Origin of the sequence: Paenarthrobacter sp. NPDC089675 (assembly GCF_044749185.1) — a bacterium.
GTDB lineage: Bacteria > Actinomycetota > Actinomycetes > Actinomycetales > Micrococcaceae > Arthrobacter.
Genome location: NZ_JBIVHM010000001.1, coordinates 1 through 13,873, shown reverse-complemented (window position 1 = coordinate 13,873; position 13,873 = coordinate 1). Strand labels below are relative to the sequence as shown.

The window sequence follows — 13,873 nt, the reverse complement described above, 5'->3', positions numbered from 1 at the left end:
GTGCGGAGAATCTCCTCCGTGCCGCGGCCGGACTGGAAGAAGAAAATCGAAGAGCAGGGCCTGGTTTTTTCCACCACCACCATGCCCGATGGACGGAAAATCGAGTACTGGAACGAGTCTGCCTACTACGAGTTCACCATGGACGAGGTGGAGACACTCGAGAAGACCGCCGAAGACATGCATCTCATGTGCTTGGAGGCAGCGAAGTACCTGGCCACCGGCGCCATGGGAGATATCGGTATAGGCAGGCAAGCCCTGGACCTGGCGGCCGAGTCCCTGCAAGCCGGGGACATGGACATCTACGGGCGGTTCGACTTCATCTATGACGGCCAGGGCGGACCGGCCAAGATGCTCGAATACAACGCAGACACTCCAACCGGCCTGATCGAAGCCGCTGTTGCCCAGTGGTTCTGGCTCCAGGACGTGTTCCCTGAAAAGGACCAGTGGAACGGCATCCATGAGGCCTTGATCCGGCAATGGAAAAAACTCCAGTTCCGCACGGGAATGAGCACCCTGCATGTTGCGCATTCGGAGGCTGAGGAGTCCGGCGAGGACTGGATGACAGCGGCCTACATGCGCGATGTCGCCAGCCAGGGCGGATGGACCACCATCGGCATCAACATGTCGGACATCGGCTGGGACCCGAACCTGAACCGGTTCGTGGACCTGGACAACTTCATGATCAGCACCATGTTCAAGCTGTACCCGTGGGAACTCATGATGAAGGAACCGTTCGGCCAACGATTGCTGACCAGGGCGCACAACCCTCGCTGGGTAGAGCCGGCCTGGAAGATGCTGCTGTCCAACAAGGCCCTCCTGGCAGCTCTGTGGCACCTGTATCCAGGGCACGAAAACCTGCTGCCCGCCTACCTCGGCGATCCCGGGCCACTCAAGGAGTGGGTAGCCAAGCCGCTGCACGGACGCGAAGGCGACAACATCCGCATCCATGCACCCGGCATCGATATCTCCCAGCCCGGCGGCTACGGCCGGGAAGGCTGGTGCTACCAGCAGTACCACCCACTTCCCGACTTCGACGGTAACCACCCGGTCCTGGGCCTTTGGGTGGTGGACGGCGAGTCCGTAGGTTGCGGCATCCGCGAATCGGACGGCCCCATCACGGACTATTTCTGCCGGTTCGTTCCCAACACCATCGACGCACCAGCGCCCCAAAGCGCACCCTCGACTTCCCCTTATGGAGCTGCACTATGAGCACTGAAACCTCGACGCCGGGCGGCGGCCCAGCGGGCGGCGACCGTGCCGCCGTCGTACCTTCCAAAGGACTGCGGGCCGGAATCCTCGACCTCGGCGATTCGGTCATGCTGGGGCTGGCATCCACCGCCCCGGTCTATTCGCTGGCCGCGACGCTGGGACTCATCGTTGCCGTTAACGGAAACTACACTCCGCTGATCCTGGTCCTCGGATTCATCCCCGTCCTTTTTATTGCCTACGCATTCCGCGAGCTGAACAGTGCCCTGCCGGATTGCGGCACCACGTTCATCTGGGCCCGGAAAGCCTTCGGGCCCTGGGCTGGTTGGCTGGGCGGGTGGGGCGTGGCGCTCGCCGGCATCGTGGTCCTGGCCAACCTGGCGCAGGTGGCCGGAAAGTACCTGTGGCTGCTCATCGGTGATGGTTCCCTCGCGGACAACACCTGGATCGTCACTGCAACCGGAGTGCTGTTCATCGCCTTCATGACCTTCGTGAACCACCGCGGCATCCGTTTGGGCGAGCACGTCCAGCGCACCCTCACTTATGTCCAGTACATTTCCCTGGGCATCTTTGCCCTGGCCATCATCATCCGGATTGCCGGCGGGGTGCCGGAGGGACAAGCGTTCACCTTTGAGTGGTTCAACCCCATTGGGGCTTTCAACGATCCCGGTGCCGTGGTCCACGGTGTCCTGCTGGCCCTGTTCATTTACTGGGGTTGGGATACCTGCCTCGCCCTCAACGAGGAAACGGAAAATCCTTCCAAGACGCCGGGTCGCGGCGCAGTGATCTCGTCCTTCGTTTTGGTGGCCATTTACGTGTCGATGGCCTTGTTGGTCATGATGTACGCGACCATCGGCACGGACGGGATCGGCCTGGGCAACTCGGCCAACCAGGACGACGTATTCCTGGCCATGAAGGACGTGGTTCTGGGGCCGTGGGGTTGGTTGATCGTGGTTGCGGTCCTCGCCTCAGTGCTCTCGTCCACCCAGACCACCATCCTCCCGACAGCCCGCGGAACCCTTTCCATGGGCGTTCATGGAGCCCTCCCTGCCCGTTTTGGCAAGGTCCATGAGCGTTTCCAGACCCCGGGCTACTCCACGATGGTGATGGGCATCGCCGCTGTTGCCTATTACGTTGCGATGAGTTTCCTCAGCGAAGACCTGCTGGCCGATTCGATCAGCGCCATCAGCCTCTTCATCGCGTTCTACTACGCCCTGACGGGTTTCGCCTGCGTCTGGTACTTCCGTTCCACCCTGAGGGATTCGGTCCGCAATCTGTGGTTCCGGGGCATCCTGCCGTTCCTTGGGGCCGTGGCCTTGACGGTGGCCTTCTTCGTCTCGGCCATCCAGATGTGGGACCCGGCTTACGGAGACACGCAGATCTTCGGCATTGGCGGCGCCTTCGTCAGCGGCGTGCTCCTGCTGCTCCTCGGGGTGGTGCTGGCCGTTGTGTGCCGCTTCGCTCCGGCCACGCGCGATTACTTCACCGGGAAGCATGCAGACATGGGAATTGTCCGCAGCGAATAGTTCCGGTGCGGCTGCCTGCGGCCCGGTCCGGCGCGGTTAGCATCGAGCCATGGAATTTGAGCGGGACGCCGTCAGGTTCGAATGACATCCCCGGGCAATTCAAACGGACCCTAGGATGCTTGCATGAGCCCTTCCACCTCCGATGTCCTTGACCTCGATTCCCTCCTGAGCGACGACGAGCTCGCCGTGCGCGAGAAAGTCCGGGACTACACGGTTCAACAGATCAAGCCGAACATCGCGCGCTGGTACGAGTCTGCGGTCTTTCCCCGTGAGATCGCTCCCGAACTCGGTGAGCTTGGCGTCCTGGGGATGCACCTTGAGGGCTACGGTTGTCCCGGGCGTACAGCCGTCGAATATGGACTGGCAGCAATGGAGCTCGAGGCCGGTGACTCCGGCATCCGCACCTTCGTCTCGGTGCAGGGCTCGCTGGCCATGACGGCCATCCACAGATGGGGCTCGGAGGAGCAGAAAGCACAGTGGCTTACCCGAATGGCCGCAGGCGAACTGATCGGCTGCTTTGCCCTGACCGAGCCGACGGCGGGTTCGGATCCTTCCTCCATGACCACCTCCGCCCGGGAAACCCCCGAAGGCTGGGTACTGGACGGTGCCAAGCGTTGGATCGGCCTGGCCTCCATCGCGGACGTCATGGTGGTTTGGGCCCGGACCGACGACGGAATCCGGGGCTTCCTGGTCCCTGCGGGGACACGTGGTGTCACAGCCACACCGATCGGGCCGAAGCTCTCCATGCGCGCGTCCATCCAGTGCGATGTAAAGTTCGACGGCGTCCGGCTGGGTCACGATGCCATCCTCCCGGGTGCCTCCGGACTGCGCGGCCCCTTCTCCTGCCTCAACGAGGCACGGTATGGAATCGCCTGGGGTGCCATGGGTGCCGCGCGGGATTCCTACGAGGCGGCGCTGGAGTATGCGGGTACCCGGCTCCAGTTCGGACGGCCGTTGGCGGGCTACCAGCTCACGCAGGAGAAACTCGTTAACATGCTCCTGGAGATCCAAAAAGGTACCCTCTTGGCCTTGCACCTGGGCAGGCTGAAGGACGCGGGCAAGCTTGAGCCACAGCAGATTTCCATGGGAAAGCTCAACAACGTCCGCGAGGCCCTCACGATCGCCCGGGAAGCCCGGAGCATCCTTGGCGGCAACGGGGTCACGCTGGACTACTCACCGTTGCGGCATGCGAACAACCTGGAATCCGTCCGGACCTATGAGGGTACTGACGAGGTCCACACCCTGATCCTTGGCCAGCACATCACGGGCATCGGCGCTTTCCGGGGCTGAACTCCTGCGTTGCGTGGCCCGCTGAGCGCGGTATCCCAGCTGCGAAGCACGCAGAGCGGGCCACGCAACGAGGTCAAACAGCGCCTAGGTCAAACAGCGCCGAGGTCAAACAGCAACGGGCTCCTTGCGCGCTGCGTCCTTGCGGATCGTTGCACTGATGATGGCGGCCACCGTGCACATCGCGGCCGCTCCGAGCCAGGCGTAGTTGTAGTGCCCGGTGGCGTCGCGGATGAACCCGGCTAGCACGGCAGCCACTGCAGCACCCAACTGGTGCGCGGCAAACACCCAGCCGAAGACCACCGATCCGTCCGAACCGAACATCTGGCGGCAGATTGCGGCCGTCGGGGGCACTGTGGCCACCCAGTCCAGCCCGTAGACCACCACGAAGATGATCATGCTCGGCTCCACGATGGACCCAAGCAGCAGTGGCAGCACCAGCAGCCCGATCCCCCGGAACTGGTAATACACGGCCAACAGGATCCGGGGATTGAAGCGGTCGGTCAGCCAGCCTGACGCGATGGTTCCCACGATGTCGAAAACTCCGACGACGGCCAGCAAACCTGCCGCCGTGGTTTCGGGCATGCCGTGATCATGGGCTGACGGGATGAAATGCGTTCCAATCAATCCGTTGGTGGTTGCGCCACAGATCGCAAAGCCTGCCACCAGGGCCCAGAAGGTCCGGACTTTGCTGGCACGCTTCAGGACCTGCAGCGCCCGCACGGCAGCGTTCGGCGCGTTGCCGGGGACCGCAGCTTTGTCCGTTTCGGTGGGGACCGGCGTCGTGCTTTCTTCCGCCCCATAGGGCAGGACGCCGACGTCGGCAGGTGAATTACGCAACCACAGCAGTACCAGCGGGACCACTGCCAGCGCACCTGCGGCGATCAGGAGCGAAGCACCGCGCCAGCCCGGATCCTGGGCGAGTGCGGCGATGAAGGGCAGGAAAACCAGTTGCCCTGCGGCGCTGCCGGCGGTAAGGACACCGATCACCAGGCCGCGGCTCTTGGCGAACCAGGTGTTGGCAATCGTGGCGGCGAAGACCAAAGCCATGGACCCCGTACCCAGCCCGATCAGTAGACCCCAGGTCAGGAGGATCTGCCAGGACTCGTTCACAAAGACCGTCAGTGCCGAACCCATGCCAATAAGGCAAAGGGCGATGGCCGTGACTTTGCGGATGCCAAAGCGCTCCATCAGGGCTGCGGCGAAGGGCGCGGTCAGTCCAAAGAGGACCAGGTTGATGCTGACGGCGAAGGAAAGCACCGTGGTGGACCAACCGAATTCCTGTTGCAACGGGACCATCAGCACGCCGGGGGCTGCGCGGAAGCCTGCCGCTCCCACCAGCGCGAGGAAGGCGACCGCCGCAACGATCCATGCCGGATGCAGCCCGCGCCGTTTGCGGGTGGGCACCTTGGATGTTTGGGAGGCGTTGGTTGTTTCCGGGGCGCTCATGCGGACACTTCACTTTCAGCTGCGGGAGCCACAGCAAGCTGCACCGGGCCCTGGCTGCGTTTCAGGCTGTGCCAACTTGTGTTGGCCGCCGTCAACCGGACGCCGCAGTGGGTGCAGGTATCGGCCGAGGACGTTGGCTTGCCGCAGTCCGTGTGGATGACCCGCATATGGGACACGTCGTTGGGGGCATCGAGGTGTTTCTCTGCCCAGATGATGATGGCGTTCAGGACAGGGAGGGCGTCTTCGCCCTTCGCCGTGAGGACGTACTCCTGCCGGGTCCGGGCTGCGTCTTTATAGGGCCGCTGGGCCAGGAGGCCGGATTCAGTGAGCCACGCAAGACGCTTGCTAAGGACGTTGTCCGCAACTTCCAGACGCTTTTTTATGGCGTCGTAACGGCCGTTGCCGAAGAAGACCTCACGGAGGACGAGGCTCCCCCAGGGGTCACCGAGGACATCGAGGCCACGGGCAAGGCTGCACGTTCGGGCAGACCAGTCGGATCGCAAAGGCATACGCTGAAACGTACCTGACTTTTCTAAAGAAAGCTAGGTTTCGCGCTGTGTTACCGACTCTCGATGACAGGAGCCGGGAACTCGTTCCTGAGGCCCGCCCTCGACGGCCGGTAGGCGAAAGCCCAGTAAACCAACATGGCGATCCCGCACACCACTCCAAGGCTGGAAATCATCAGTTGCCATTGCGTCTGCGGGTCCTTGCCCCACTCGGCAGCCCCTGCCCACACGGCCAGGTTCTTGGGCGTCATGTAGAAAGCAATGGTGGAGCACGCCACGATGATCCAGCCCGCGGTCCGCATTCGCCCGTTGCGGGATGGGACACGGTGCATCGCAAAGGCCATGCTTGGCAGCGCAACCGCCACCCATACCCAGTGGTGGGACCATGACACAGGACTGACCAGCAGCATGAGGATTGCCGTGGCCGAGACCGCCACGAAGGTCTCCTCAACGTCCACGGCCCACTTGATGGTGAGGGCCGCGAGTACGGCAAGGCCAAGGGACAGGACCAGCCACACCAGGCTGGTAGCGGACGTATCCGGCATGCCGAAGTGCAGCAGGAGCCCCTTGAGGGACAGGTTGTCCACATACGCCGGGCCACCGATACGTCCGGTGTCCGGCAGGATTTTGGTCCAGAAGGCCAGGGATGCCTGAGGCAGGATGGCCCAGGCAACGGCAATGGAGCCAAAGAAGCCGGCCGCCATCCAAGCCAAAGCCTTGAAGTCCTTGCGGACCAGGAAATACAAGCCGAAGGCCAGGGGCGTAAGTTTCACGCCCGCAGCCATACCGATCAGCAACCCGGCAGGCCACCGGATCAAGCCTGCCCTGGCTTTCCCGTGCAAGGCGAAGTCGGCCAGGATCACGCCCATCAGCACAATGTTGATTTGGCCAAAGACAAACGTGTCACGCCACGGTCCCAGGAGCAGGATGGCACCGGTTCCCAGCAAAGCCGTGGTCCGGAACCGGTAATCCGCGAACGCCGCACGCCACGTGGTCAGGCCAAAGAAGTAGTGCCGCGCCAGCCATGCGGCCACCACTGCCGCGCCAAAAAGCGCCGCGAGGATGAACACGAGCCCGCCGCCGAAAAACCCGAGGGCTGCCAGGCCGGTGAAGAGCAACGCGGCGAACGGAGGGTAAGTGAAGGGCAAACCTTCCCGCACCGCATACAGGTCACCCCCCTGAAGGACCTTGCCGCCACCGTAGTAGTAGACCTCAAAGTCGAGCAGTTCCGGCTGGTAATCCTTGTACAGGAACCAGATAGCGACGGCGAGGGTCAGCGCGGCGGCAAACGTGAGGGCCCAGCCGCGCCTGGCTCCTGATCTCGCTGGCAGGGAAGACACAGCTGGTGTAGGAGACGCCACAGGTTCAGCCGTTGCTGATCTTGGCGAACGCTTGTTCAAGGTCGGCGATCAGATCCTCTGAATCCTCGATGCCGCAGGAAAGGCGCAGGAGGTTCACCGGAACGGCCAGTTCGGTTCCCTTGACCGACGCATGGGTCATTTCGGAGGGGTAGTTCATGAGGGATTCGATACCACCCAAGGACTCGGCGAGTGTAAACACAGAGGTGTTTTCCGCAACCGTCCGCGCCGCGGCTTCACCGCCCTTGAACTGCACGGAAACCATGCCACCGAACTTCTTCATCTGCTTCGCTGCGAGTTCGTGACCGGGGTGGTCCGGCAGCCCCGGGTAGAGCACAGCCTCCACTTCGGGACGCTGCAGCAGCCATTCCGCAACTGCCTGTCCGTTCTCGGAGTGGCGGTCCATCCGGACGCCGAGGGTCTTGAGGCCTCGGGTGGTCAGGAAGGCATCCATCGGACCCGAGACAGCGCCAACGGCGAACTGGATGAATCCAATCTTCTCCGCGAGTTCCGGGTCCTTCACCACGATCGCGCCACCGACGACGTCGGAGTGGCCGCCGATGTACTTGGTGGTGGAGTGGACCACGACGTCGGCACCCAAGGCCAGCGGGGTCTGCAAGTAGGGGGACGCAAAGGTGTTGTCGACAACCAGGAGGGCACCAGCGTCGTGCGCCACCTCGGCTAGCGCCGCGATGTCGGTGATCTTCATCATCGGGTTGGACGGGGTTTCCACCCACACAATGGCCGTCTTGTTCGCGGCCACCGCGCGGGCCACGGAGTCGAGGTCCGCCATGTCCACCGGAGTGTTGCCGATGCCCCAGTCACCCAGTACCCGGTTGATCAGCCGGTACGTTCCGCCGTAGGCGTCGTTGCCCAGCACAATGTGGTCACCCGGGCGGGCAATGGCGCGGATCAGAGAATCTTCGGCAGCCAGGCCCGAACCGAAGGAGAACGCGGCCGTGCCGCCTTCCAGGGCGGCGAGCTGTTCCTGCAGCGCGTCGCGCGTGGGGTTGCCGCCGCGGCCGTACTCGTAACCTGAGCGCAGGCCGCCAATACCGTCCTGGGCATAAGTGGTGCTGAAGTGCAGCGGCGGGACCACGGCGCCGGTGCGCGGCTCGAATTCCTGTCCGGCGTGGACGGCACGAGTGTTGAAACCTGCATTGTTGTTGGCAGACATGGGGCTCCTCTTTCGGTGCGGGAAGGTGGGCGCTTAGTTGCTCAGGTAAGCGAGAAGATCGTGGCGGGTCAGGATTCCCACAGGCGCGCCGGCGAACGTCACCATAACGGTATCGACGTCGGACAGCAGCTCACGCGCGGCGGAAATGGTTTCCAATGAGCCAATCACAGGCAGGCGCTCCCCCATGTGTTCGGCGATCTTGTCCGTAAGCTTTGCTTCTCCGCGGAACAACTTGCTGGTGAGGCTGCGCTCGTCCACCGCTCCAAGGACCTCGCCCATCACTACGGGCGGTTCTTGCGAGAGGACCGGGATGTGGGAGACACCAAACTCGTTCATGATGTTGATGACGTCGCGGACGCTCTCGTTCGGATGGATGTGCACCAGGTCCGGCATCTCGCCCGTCTTGGACTTGAGCACCTCCCCCACGGAGGCCTCTTCGCCGCCGGAAAGGAAGCCGTAGGAACGCATCCATTGGTCGTTGAAGATCTTGGCGAGGTATCCGCGGCCCGAGTCGGGAAGGATGACCACCACGACGGCGGACTCGTCCAGGTCCTTGGCCGCTTCCAGGGCGGCCACTACGGCCATGCCGGAGGAGCCGCCCACCAGCAGTCCTTCTTCGCGGGCAAGCCGGCGGGTCATGGCGAAGGAGTCCGCGTCGGAGACTGCGATGACCTCGTCCGGGACGGAACGGTCATAATTGTCCGGCCACATGTCTTCGCCGACGCCCTCGACGAAGTAGGGGCGTCCGGTTCCCCCCGAGTAGACAGAGCCTGCCGGATCGGCTCCGATGACCTTGACCCGGCCGCCGTCGGACTCCGGACGCTCAGCCGAAACCTGCTTCAGGAACCTGCCGGTGCCGGTGATGGTGCCGCCCGTTCCGGCGCCGATGACCACGTGCGTCACTTTGCCGTCCGTGTCCCGCCAAATCTCCGGGCCTGTTGATTCAAAGTGGCTGCCGGGTGCTGCGGGATTGGAGAACTGGTCCGGCTTGAAGGCACCCGGAATCTCGCTCACAAGGCGGTCGGACACGCCGTAGTAGCTCTGCGGGCTGTCAGGGGCGACGGCGGTGGGCGTCACCACCACTTCGGCACCATAGGCCTGAAGCACGGCCCGCTTGTCCTCGCCCACCTTGTCCGGCACTACGAAGATGCATTTGTAACCCTTTTGCTGTGCAACGAGGGCCAAGCCGACGCCCGTATTGCCGGAGGTCGGCTCGACGATGGTTCCACCGGGCTTGAGCCGGCCGTCCTTCTCGGCATCTTCGATCATCTTCACGGCGATCCGGTCTTTGATGGACCCGCCGGGGTTGACGTATTCGAGCTTCACCAGGACTGTGGCTTTGATCCCGTCCGTGATGTGGTTGAGCTTGATGAGCGGCGTATTGCCGATGAGGTCCAACACGGACTGGGCATACTTCATGGGTACAAAGTTACCGCGTGCGCGCCGGAGTACCGGAACTGCGGGGCCCCGCTCCGGGCAGGGGACTAGCTTCCTGCCGACTGGTCCGTCTGCCAGAGTCCCAGAATGTTGCCCTCCGTGTCCTTGAAGTAGGCATACCATCCCATGGTGGGAACAGCGTCCTTGCCTTGGACGACGGTTCCGCCGGCTTGTTCCACTTGCCCCAGCGCGGCATCCAGGTCGTCCACGTCGATGGTCAGGATGGGGGTCTTCAGGTTGTCCGTCCGTGGGAACAGAGCCCCGTTGATTGCTCCCGGGTTCTTGGGCATGCCGGTTTGGTCATCGGAATCCGTGGTGAGGGCGATCGTGTAGTCCATGCCCTGCATGGGGCTGAGCTTCCAGCCGAAAGTGTTTTGGTAGAAGGTATTTGCCCTCTCGGTGTCATCGGTGGGAATTTCGAAATGCACTATTGCGGCCATGCCATGCGCTCCTTCTTCCGGGAATCCGGGCGCGGCCCACCCGCGCCACAACAGGGAGTCTAGACCCGGTTGAGGGCGGCGGTAAGGGCTTCGCGGAGCAAATTGTCAGCTGCCCATGGGACCATTAAGGACATGACCATCGCAGAAGCCCCGGCGCCCGTAGCGGCCGCGGCGGACGCATCCATCAGGTGGCATCCGGGAGCCGCCTACAGGCTGGACCAAACACTTTTTCCCCTGCAACGCGGCAACGGCGATCCCTCCTTCGCGGCCCATCCCGGCGGGTTCTGGCTTGCCTTCACCACCCCGGGCGGCCCGGTCACCCTTCGGCTTTCAGCTGGCGGGTTGGGGGTTGAATCCTTCGTGGACGCACAGGCCTGGGGGCCTGGATCGGCGGATGCCGTGGCGGGAGTCCCCCGGTTGTTGGGCGCCGCTGACGATTGGTCCGCCTTCGACGAGCCGGCTTTCCATTCCACCCTCCCGCGCCTTGTGACAGAAGCACGACGCCGGAACCTGGCCGTGCGGCTCCCCTCCACCGGGCGGGTGGTTGACTCGCTGGTGCCCACCATCCTGGAGCAAAAAGTCACCACCTTGGAGGCCCGGCGCGGGTACAGGTACCTGATGTACCGCTATGGCACCAAGCCGCCGGGACGGATAGCCCCGCAGGGCCTCGTGGTGCCACCCACCGCACGGGAGTGGCTGGCCATACCTTCCTGGGAGTGGCACAAAGCCGGAGTCGGCCCGCAGCGCTCGGCCACGGTCATGCGCGCGCTGCAGTCCGCCGTCGCGCTTGAACGCCTCGGCGCCTTGGGCGCCGCGGAGGCCAGCGCCAAGCTGCAGACCATTCCCGGGATCGGCATCTGGACCGCGTCCGAGGTTGTTCAGCGGACACATGGTTGCCCGGATTCCATTTCCGTGGGCGATTACCACCTCGCCTCGTACGTCGGTTACGCCCTCACCGGACGGAAAACGGACGACGCGGGAATGCTCGAACTGCTTGAACCGTGGCGCGGGCACCGGCAAAGGCTGGTGCGGATGCTGTACCTGAGTGGCTTCCGCAAGCCCACCTTTGGCCCGCGCATGACCGTCCAGGACCACCGCTCCCACTAAAGGTGGAGGCGCGCCACGGCTTCTTGGCGCATGTCGATCTTACGGACCTTGCCGGAGACGGTCATGGGAAAGCTTTCGCGAACGTCCACGTACTTGGGGATCTTGAAGTGGGCCAGCTTGCCCCTGCAGTACTCGGCAATATCCTCAGCTGTCAGGGCGGCAGCGCCGGGTTTGAGGATGATACAGGCCATGAGTTCCTCGCCGTACTTCGCATCCGGAACACCGATCACCTGGACGTCCTGGATGGAGGGGTGAAGGTAGAGGAATTCTTCGATCTCGCGCGGGTAGATGTTTTCACCCCCGCGGATCACCATGTCCTTGATCCGGCCCTCGATAACGACGTACCCGTCCTCATCCATGCGGGCGAGGTCTCCCGTGTGCATCCATCCATCCGCGTCGATGGCTTCGGCTGTCTTGTCCGGTTGCCCCCAGTAGCCCTTCATGACCGCATAACCGCGCGTGCAGAGCTCCCCGATCACGCCGCGCTCCACCACTTCCCCGGACAACGGATCGATGATCCTGCTTTCCAGGTGCGGCATGGTCCGGCCCACCGTGGACGTCCGGTGCTCCAGGCTGTCACCGTTACGGGTCATGGTGGAGACGGGCGAGGTTTCCGTCATGCCGTAGCAAATCGCGACGTCCACCATGTGCATCTCGTCGATCACGCGGCGCATCACCTCGATCGGGCACAGGGAGCCTGCCATGACTCCGGTCCTGAGCGTGGACAGGTCATAAGAGTCAAAGTCGGGCAGTGCGAGTTCCGCGATGAACATGGTGGGCACCCCGTAAAGAGAGGTTCCACCGAAATCCTGCACCGCCTCAAGCGCTGAAGAGGGGTTGAACCCCCTTCCCGGAATGATGGTCGCCGCACCAAAGCTCAACGCGTTGAGATTGCCTATCACCATTCCGAAGCAGTGGTAGAACGGCACCGGAATCACCACACGGTCCTGCTCTGAGTAGCCCAGCAGGCGCCCGATCGAATGGCCGTTGTTGAGGATGTTGTGGTGGGTAAGCGTGGCGCCCTTAGGGAAACCAGTGGTTCCGGAGGTGTACTGGATGTTGATGGGATCGTGCGGCTCCAGTTCCGCCATCCGCTCGCCCAGCGCGGAGAGCCCGACGCCGTCAGCTCGGGTCAGCAGTTCGGCGTACGTGAGTTCGTCTGCGGTTTCCGGGACGCCGGACCGCAACCCCAGTGCCGGGTCGCCGGGAAGGAAGACGAGTTCCTTGAGCTCCGGGCAGGTGTCCAAGGCTGCCCGGGCCATGCCAACGTAATCGCTGTTCTTGTCGGCGGGTGCAGCCACCAGCATGCGCATGCCGTTCTGATTCACCACGAACTCGAGCTCGTGGCTTCGGTACGCGGGGTTGACGTTGACCAGGACGGCGCCGATCTTGGCCGTGGCGTACTGGAGGATGGTCCATTCGGCGCAGTTGGGACTCCAGATGCCGATCCGTTCTCCCTTGCCCACTCCCATGGCGAGCAGCGCCCGGGCCAGGCGGTCGACGTCGTCGTTCAACTTTTGGTAACTCCACCGGCGGGCCTCGCCGCCCGGTGAGCCAGCCGCCTCTATCAAGGCATCACGTAACGGAAATTGCGCGGCGACCCGTTCGAAATTGGCGCCAATGGTCTCTTCGAGCAACGGGACGTCAGTGTCTCCGGCGGTGTAGGACAACATGACGGAACGCTACCAACTGGTGCGCCGCAACAGAACCGTAAACAGCTCAGGAGTGAACGTGTCCTCCCGGTAGTGTTGGTGGCATGAGTGAACCCATCGACCTGCAGGCCACGTTCATCCCCAACGAGGGCGAATTCTTCCGAGTGAAGCTCGCCCTCGAGATCGCGATCGATGAAGTGGTCAATGAACCCGGCTGCATCCGCTACGAACTGACGGAAGCCACAGAAGAGAAGCTTGTCCTGACCGAACGCTGGGAGTCCGAGGAACTGCTGGAGAAGCACTCCAAGGGCATTGCTGTCCAGGACCTGAACGAGTCCCTCAGCGCCCTGCTGGCCGAGCCTGTTCAGCTCGAACGGCTCTAGCTCGCGAATTCGCTGGAAACGCATCGAGGCCGCCGGAATTTCCCTGTGTGTCAGGCTGTCGTGTGACAGGTTGTGTGTCGCTTGCGGTCTGACGCACAGGGCGGGGAAAGGTCCGTCATGGATTTTGTTATTCCCTTGCGTGCTTCGAAGCGGAGTCAGTTCACTTTGGCTCAGAAACACGTGATTCTGGATGAGTATGAGAAGTGTTTGGAGCGTGGATCAAAGATCGCGTTCTGCAGGGCTGTTGGTGTCACCGATGGAACGATCCGGCTCTGGGGCAGGCAACGTGAGGCCGGGGAGTTGAGATCCCGGGCTATGACCGGAAAAGAGGACCAGCGTTTGAGA

General features: G+C 63.1%; 12 protein-coding genes and 1 pseudogene. 6 read left to right on the top strand and 7 right to left on the bottom strand.

The window, feature by feature from the left end; all coding sequences use genetic code 11:
- The 3 genes from ACIPY2_RS00065 to ACIPY2_RS00055 all read left to right on the top strand — a co-directional run bounded on the left by ACIPY2_RS00065 (position 1) and on the right by ACIPY2_RS00055 (position 4,022).
- Positions 1-1,209: a glutathionylspermidine synthase family protein gene (locus ACIPY2_RS00065; protein WP_400264391.1), complete on the top strand. Its 1,209-nt coding sequence runs from the start codon at positions 1-3 to the stop codon at positions 1,207-1,209.
- A complete protein-coding gene (locus ACIPY2_RS00060) occupies positions 1,206-2,732 on the top strand; it encodes an APC family permease (RefSeq protein ID WP_400264390.1) in 1,527 nt (508 codons plus the stop codon). Before ACIPY2_RS00065 ends, ACIPY2_RS00060 begins: the two co-directional genes overlap by 4 nt.
- 123 nt (positions 2,733-2,855) lie before the next feature.
- Positions 2,856-4,022, top strand: a complete 1,167-nt coding sequence (locus tag ACIPY2_RS00055) for an acyl-CoA dehydrogenase family protein (protein ID WP_400264389.1) — start codon at positions 2,856-2,858, stop codon at positions 4,020-4,022.
- Between the two features lie 105 nt (positions 4,023-4,127).
- Here the strand turns inward: ACIPY2_RS00055 and ACIPY2_RS00050 are convergent, their stop codons facing one another.
- From ACIPY2_RS00050 to ACIPY2_RS00025, 6 genes are all read right to left on the bottom strand, one after another.
- Complete coding sequence (locus ACIPY2_RS00050) at positions 4,128-5,468, bottom strand: MFS transporter (protein WP_400264388.1); 1,341 nt, start codon at positions 5,466-5,468, stop codon at positions 4,128-4,130.
- A complete protein-coding gene (locus ACIPY2_RS00045; RefSeq protein ID WP_400264387.1) occupies positions 5,465-5,977 on the bottom strand; it encodes a winged helix-turn-helix transcriptional regulator in 513 nt (170 codons plus the stop codon). Before ACIPY2_RS00045 ends, ACIPY2_RS00050 begins: the two co-directional genes overlap by 4 nt.
- A 50-nt stretch (positions 5,978-6,027) precedes the next feature.
- Positions 6,028-7,314 carry a glycosyltransferase 87 family protein gene (locus tag ACIPY2_RS00040; RefSeq protein WP_400264386.1) on the bottom strand — a complete coding sequence of 429 codons (1,287 nt, stop codon included), beginning with the start codon at positions 7,312-7,314 and terminating at the stop codon, positions 6,028-6,030.
- Positions 7,315-7,339: 25 nt separating this feature from the next.
- A complete protein-coding gene (locus tag ACIPY2_RS00035) occupies positions 7,340-8,509 on the bottom strand; it encodes a cystathionine gamma-synthase (RefSeq protein ID WP_400264385.1) in 1,170 nt (389 codons plus the stop codon).
- A gap of 33 nt (positions 8,510-8,542) precedes the next feature.
- Positions 8,543-9,928: a cystathionine beta-synthase gene (locus ACIPY2_RS00030; protein ID WP_400264384.1), complete on the bottom strand. Its 1,386-nt coding sequence runs from the start codon at positions 9,926-9,928 to the stop codon at positions 8,543-8,545.
- A 65-nt stretch (positions 9,929-9,993) separates the two neighbouring features.
- Positions 9,994-10,386, bottom strand: coding sequence for a VOC family protein (locus tag ACIPY2_RS00025; RefSeq protein WP_400264383.1), 393 nt, complete (start codon positions 10,384-10,386; stop codon positions 9,994-9,996).
- 132 nt (positions 10,387-10,518) lie between these two features.
- Between ACIPY2_RS00025 and ACIPY2_RS00020 the strand changes: the two genes are divergently transcribed.
- Complete coding sequence (locus tag ACIPY2_RS00020; protein ID WP_400264382.1) at positions 10,519-11,493, top strand: DNA-3-methyladenine glycosylase family protein; 975 nt, start codon at positions 10,519-10,521, stop codon at positions 11,491-11,493.
- Here the strand turns inward: ACIPY2_RS00020 and ACIPY2_RS00015 are convergent.
- The gene (locus ACIPY2_RS00015; protein WP_400264381.1) at positions 11,490-13,166 is read right to left on the bottom strand and encodes an AMP-binding protein; all 1,677 of its coding nucleotides are present in this window, start codon (positions 13,164-13,166) and stop codon (positions 11,490-11,492) included. The genes ACIPY2_RS00020 and ACIPY2_RS00015 overlap by 4 nt on opposite strands.
- 83 nt (positions 13,167-13,249) lie before the next feature.
- Here ACIPY2_RS00015 and ACIPY2_RS00010 point away from each other — a divergent pair, with 83 nt between their 5' ends.
- The gene (locus tag ACIPY2_RS00010; protein ID WP_400264380.1) at positions 13,250-13,528 is read left to right on the top strand and encodes a putative quinol monooxygenase; all 279 of its coding nucleotides are present in this window, start codon (positions 13,250-13,252) and stop codon (positions 13,526-13,528) included.
- A 117-nt stretch (positions 13,529-13,645) separates the two neighbouring features.
- A pseudogene (locus ACIPY2_RS00005) lies at positions 13,646-13,873 on the top strand (hypothetical protein); the annotation flags it as partial.

What these genes read in the sequence shown, in the direction of transcription:
- ACIPY2_RS00060 (WP_400264390.1), top strand. Translation starts at nt 1,206, where the DNA reads ATGAGCACTGAAACCTCGACGCCGGGCGGCGGCCCAGCGGGCGGCGAC.
- ACIPY2_RS00010 (WP_400264380.1), top strand. Translation starts at nt 13,250, where the DNA reads ATGAGTGAACCCATCGACCTGCAGGCCACGTTCATCCCCAACGAGGGC.
- ACIPY2_RS00015 (WP_400264381.1), bottom strand. Translation starts at nt 13,166, where the DNA reads ATGTTGTCCTACACCGCCGGAGACACTGACGTCCCGTTGCTCGAAGAG.
- ACIPY2_RS00030 (WP_400264384.1), bottom strand. Translation starts at nt 9,928, where the DNA reads ATGAAGTATGCCCAGTCCGTGTTGGACCTCATCGGCAATACGCCGCTC.
- ACIPY2_RS00035 (WP_400264385.1), bottom strand. Translation starts at nt 8,509, where the DNA reads ATGTCTGCCAACAACAATGCAGGTTTCAACACTCGTGCCGTCCACGCC.
- ACIPY2_RS00055 (WP_400264389.1), top strand. Translation starts at nt 2,856, where the DNA reads ATGAGCCCTTCCACCTCCGATGTCCTTGACCTCGATTCCCTCCTGAGC.
- ACIPY2_RS00020 (WP_400264382.1), top strand. Translation starts at nt 10,519, where the DNA reads ATGACCATCGCAGAAGCCCCGGCGCCCGTAGCGGCCGCGGCGGACGCA.
- ACIPY2_RS00045 (WP_400264387.1), bottom strand. Translation starts at nt 5,977, where the DNA reads ATGCCTTTGCGATCCGACTGGTCTGCCCGAACGTGCAGCCTTGCCCGT.
- ACIPY2_RS00050 (WP_400264388.1), bottom strand. Translation starts at nt 5,468, where the DNA reads ATGAGCGCCCCGGAAACAACCAACGCCTCCCAAACATCCAAGGTGCCC.
- ACIPY2_RS00025 (WP_400264383.1), bottom strand. Translation starts at nt 10,386, where the DNA reads ATGGCCGCAATAGTGCATTTCGAAATTCCCACCGATGACACCGAGAGG.